Below are 273 nucleotides of genomic sequence, written 5' to 3'. Positions count from 1 at the left end.
CGTTAGTGGCATTACTTTCTCGCCAAATAATATGATTAGCGAATTGAATTTCACTACTCGAATCAAGTATCACATACACCATCATGTTTTGATCTGTTGAAACTAAAGCAACCTCCTGCTCTATTCGTTCTAAATCATGCGTCAACAGCGATGATTCAACTACATGCCGCATTCGAAATAAATCTTTCTGTATTTGCTCTGACTGTCTTAATGCAAGCTGATCATTTAGCTCTGCATGCTCATAGAAATACTCCCCACATACCAAGCCAAGGT

General features: G+C 38.8%; 1 protein-coding gene. It reads right to left on the bottom strand.

Annotated elements, in window-relative coordinates:
* Positions 1–273, bottom strand: a 273-nt coding sequence (locus AAEY88_RS13640) for a hypothetical protein (protein ID WP_350563257.1), incomplete at both ends; no start/stop codon positions are given.

Source organism: Psychrobacter sp. CAL346-MNA-CIBAN-0220, from assembly GCF_040309805.1.
GTDB lineage: Bacteria > Pseudomonadota > Gammaproteobacteria > Pseudomonadales > Moraxellaceae > Psychrobacter.
This window is presented reverse-complemented; position numbering and strand designations above follow the sequence as displayed.